Source organism: Azonexus sp. (assembly GCF_036170495.1).
Lineage (GTDB): Bacteria > Pseudomonadota > Gammaproteobacteria > Burkholderiales > Rhodocyclaceae > Azonexus.
Window position 1 is genome coordinate 1 of record NZ_JAVHPH010000163.1, and the last position, 4710, is coordinate 4710.

The 4710-nt window shown below is 62.6% G+C and carries 2 protein-coding genes; one reads left to right on the forward strand and one right to left on the reverse strand.

Going from position 1 to position 4710, the window contains the following annotated elements; all coding sequences use genetic code 11:
* Positions 1 to 290: hypothetical protein (locus ADADOO_RS05095; RefSeq protein WP_511275568.1), on the reverse strand; the 290-nt coding region annotated here is incomplete at its 3' end.
* Between the two features lie 84 nt (positions 291 to 374).
* On the opposite strand from ADADOO_RS05095, the gene ADADOO_RS05100 reads away from it, so the two are divergent.
* The coding region (locus tag ADADOO_RS05100) for a FimL-related protein (protein ID WP_511275570.1) at positions 375 to 4710 on the forward strand (4336 nt) is incomplete at its 3' end.

Consider the following 4710-nt stretch of genomic DNA (forward strand, 5'->3'; position numbering starts at 1 on the left):
GGACGCAGCTCAAGTTCTGCCGGACCCATGTTCACCAGGTGCACGGCGCGCTGGCCATGGTCGGTCTGGAAGGCGTTACGCTGCTGACTGAGGCCACCGAGGCCTTGCTGACTGGCATGGAAGACGAGCGATTGCCGTCTGGCGATGCCGCCGTCGCCGTTTTGCGCCAGACGCTGGGTGCCCTGGGGCAATATCTTGATGACCTGATGGCTGGTGAACCAAATCATCCGCTTGTTTTGCTGCCGGTCTATCAGTCTCTGGAGACGGCGCGCGGTCTGGCCGGGGCGCATCCATGCGATTTGTTTTATCCCGATCTTTCGCGTCGACCGCCAAAACGCGAGGCGGAGGCTCCTAAACTTGACGCTGAAGCGCTGTTGCGTACCCTCAAAGTCAAGCGCATGCAGTTCCAGAAGGGGTTGTTGCGCTGGTTGAAATATCCGGCCGAGGCCGAAGCCGGTCGCCGCATGATGCGCGAGGCCATCGCTGAAATCGAGGCGGTTCAACCAACGCCGGCAGCACGTTCCTTCTGGTGGATTTCACTCGGCGCCCTTGAGGCGTTGGCTGATCCGGTGCTCGGCGCCGATCCTTCGTCGCGCCAACTGTGTTCGCGGATCGATGCCCAGATTCGGCGTCTGGTCAGTGGCTCGAACAACGTGGCCGAGCGTGTTCTGCGTGAGTCGCTTTATTACATCGCCCAGGCGCCGGCTGATCTGAGTCCGTCCATTGCCGAGGTGCAGTCGGTTTTTGGCCTGGCGGATCTGTTGCCGAGCGCGGCGACACACGCGGCACCCCTGCCGCATCACGGCGAGTTGCGCAAGTTGCGCGAGGCGCTGACGGCAGTTGAAGAATTATGGGGCCGGTTTTGTACCGGCAACACGGGCAGTCTGGCTGGGTTTGTCGACAACGCGCGCAACTGCGCCCTGCTGACCGGGGAAATTGGCCAGACCGATCTCAAGCGTCTTGGCCAAGGCCTCGGCGCCATTGCCAACTGGCTGTCCGAAGAGCCGTCGCGATTCAATGACGCGGTAGCTATGGAAGTGGCGACGACTATTCTGCTGCTTGAGAATGCGCAGGAGAATTTCCGGCGCCTGGGTACCGATTTCGCCCAGCAAGTCGACCTTATGGTCGCCCGTCTCTATGCCTGCATTGCCGGTCGGCCGGCGGCCGACGACGGCATTCCGCTGCTTGACGAGATGACGCGGCGGGCGCAGGAAAAGCTATTGATCGGTCAGGTTGGGCGGGAAATCCAGAACAATCTGGCCCAGATCGAACAGGCGCTTGACGGATTCTTCCGGGATCCGAGCAAGGCACACGACCTCCTCCAGCTTGAGAATCCGATCAAGCAGATCAGCGGGGCGTTGGCCATGCTTGGCCATTTTGGGGCGGTCAACAGCCTCAAGGAGTGTGCGGCCAGCATCCAGCAATTCGCGCAGCCGGATTATCTGCCGGCTAACGAAGACTTCGAGGCGGTTGCTCACCAGTTGTCGCTGCTCGGCTTCTTCGTTGACTCGTTGCAAAACGGCGAAACCGATTTCGATGCCTTCGTTCGTCGCATGAATAACGCGGTGTCGGATGAGCCCGTGCTGGAGCCGGAAGCTGCTTCGGCGCCGACGGTCGAAGCGCTCCTTGTCCAGCAGGCGCGGGACATGCATGTTCTCGCCGATGCGCTCAAGGAAACACCGCAAGATGTTCGCCTGCAGGATGAGCTCAAGCAAAATCTGCAGGACATCCAGAAGGATGCTGACCTCGTTGCTAACCGTGAACTGGGCGAGTCGGCCAAAGCCGCGCTGGCGGCTTTGCAATCAGGCGTCGAGGTCGATGCCGCCTTGTCCGGGCTCAAGCCGCTGGCGCCCGATGCGCCGGCGCCTTCGGCCGAAACGCTGCAGCTGGCCGAATCCAGCCACGAAGAAATTGATGCCGAGCTGCTATCGATCTTCCTCGAGGAAGCCAACGAAGTGCTGGCCACCATCGCGGAGCAGAAAGCCTTGCTGGCTGGTGCCCCGGATAACGTCGAGGCACTGACGACCGTTCGCCGCTCGATGCATACCCTGAAGGGGAGCGGCCGGATGGTCGGTCTCAAGGATCTTGGCGAAGCGGCGTGGGAGCTCGAACAGACGTTGAACCTGTGGTTGCGTCAGGACACGGCGGTAACGCCGGATCTCCAACGCATGATCGACGAAGCGCATGCCTTGTTTGCGGCGTGGGTGGTTCATCTCGAGTCCGGCCAGGGCCGAGCCCCCGATCCGGTGGCCTTGGTTGCCCTCGCTGCCCGGTTGCGCGGCGTTGACGTTCCGCTCGCTCAATCGATGGAGGCCGCGCCGGTAGCGGTTGGCGAGACGGTCATGCTCATTGAAGAGCCCGTCGCTTCGGCGGTCTCCGAGTCGCCTGAAGAGGCGCTTGAGCCGGTCGAAGAAGTCATTGAATTGACTGAGGTTCCGCTTGGCGCTGTCGAGGCGGTGCTGCCAACGATTGAAACAGCGGCCATCTTTGCCAGCGAACCTTCGGTGGTCGAGGCACCTGCGGAAAGGGTCGCCGAGCCAGCCCGGGAAGTCGAGTCGATTGAAGCTCCGGTCGAGCCGGCAGCGCCAATGCTACGGTCAACGCCGGAAAACGAGCAAATTCCGCTTGTTGTGCCGGGGCCGGTCAGCGAGTCGCCAACCCTTTACGACATCTTCCGCGAAGAAGCGCGCGGGCATCTGCAGACGCTGGTCGATAGCTATGCGGTCATCGACGCCGACCCTTCGGCCCCGACCACCTTTGAAATGACCCGTGCTGCGCATACCCTTGGCGGCATTGCGGCTACGGTTGGCCTGATGCCGCTGAACCGGCTGGCCATCGCGCTTGAGCACGCCTTGTTGCGGCGAGATGGCTCGGGGCAGGCGGAGAGTATCGAAGGAATTGAAACCGTTCGCCAGGCCATCATTACCCTGGAAGAAATGTTTGCCGGGCTCGCCTTGCAGCGTTCGCCGGATGAGCAAATACAGTTGATTGCGGCACTGGAGGATATATTCCATGCCGCCCTGGCCGGCGACGAGGCCCTGCCGGCCGGCGCCGAGATCCTTGAACTGGCAGACCGGGGGGCGCCAGCTCCCGAGGTCGACGCCGAGACGCTTCCGGTTCCGCCGGCAGCGGCCTTGCCGCTGCTCAATGACGAGTTCGACGAACAACTGCTGCCGATTTTCCTCGAAGAAGCTGTCGATCTGCTGCGCGATCTAACCGCCCAGGTCCGCGCCTGGCGTAGCGACCTGGCGGCTGACGCGGCGCCGCATGCGATTGCCCGACTGCTGCACACCTTCAAAGGCAGCGCGCGCATGGCCGGGGCGATGAATCTCGGCGAAGCGACCCACCAGCTCGAAGCGCGGCTTGAGGAGGCGCGGCGCACCGGCCGCGTGGCGCCTGCGTTTGTCGACGAAATCGAAAACGGCTGCGATGCACTGGACCAGGCTGTCGAGCGTCTGCGTGCTGGCCCTCCGGCGCCGGCCGTGGCGGCAATCCCGGAAACGGCTGCCCAGACACCGGTGGCCGCAGGTTCGTTGCTGCCGTTCGAAACCGAAGTCGATGCCGAGGCCGAAGCCGGCGGTCAGCGGCCGACATTGCGTGTGCGGGCCGATCTCATTGATCGTCTGGTCAGCGAGGCCGGCGAATTGTCGATTGCGCGGACCCGGATCGAAGGCGAAATGCGTGGCCTGAAGGGTTCTTTGCTGGAGCTGACCGAAAATGTCATTCGTTTGCGCCGACAGTTGCGCGAAATCGAAATTCAGGCCGAGTCACAGATCCAGGCCCGTGTGGCCCAGACACCTGACAACGCGGTTGATTTTGACCCGCTCGAACTCGACCGTTTTACCCGCTTCCAGGAACTGACCCGCTTCATGGCCGAGTCGGTGAACGACGTGGCGACCGTTCAGCAGAATCTGCTCAAAAACCTCGACGACGCCAATGCGGCGATTCTTGCCCAGTCGCACCTCAACCGCAGCCTGCAGCAGGAGCTGATGGGGGTGCGCATGGTGCCGTTCGCCAGCCAGACCGAACGCTTGTTCCGCATCGTCCGGCAGACCGCCAAGGAAGTCGGCAAACGGGCCAATCTCGATATCGTCGGCGGTCAGGTCGATATCGACCGTTCGGTGCTCGACAAGATGCTGGCACCGATCGAGCACATGCTGCGCAACGCCGTGACGCACGGGATCGAGAGCCGCGCGGAGCGCCTGGCGGCCGGCAAGCCGGAGGCCGGGGAAATCGTCGTCAAGTTGTCGCAGGAAGGCAATGAAATCATTCTGACCATGAGCGACGACGGCAAGGGGCTCGACAGCGAGCGTATCCGCGCCCGGGCCGAGGCCATCGGACTGCTCCCACCGGGGCAGGCGGCGGACGACGCCAAGCTGTTCGAATTCATCTTCCAGCCCGGATTCTCGACGGCGGCCGAAGTGACTCAACTGGCTGGACGCGGCGTCGGCATGGACGTTGTCAAGACCGAGGTCGGCGAAATTGGCGGGCGTATCGAAATCGAGACCGTGCCCGGCCAGGGGACTACTTTCCGGCTCTACCTGCCGCTCACGCTGGCGGTAACGCAGACCTTGCTCGTGCGTGTCGGTACCCAACTCTATGCGGTGCCGTCGACGATGATCGAGCAGGTCAAGGAAATGAAGGAAAAAGTCTTCGCCGCCGTTCGTGAAAAGGGCGAGGTCGAGTGGCAGGGGATTCACTACCCCTTCC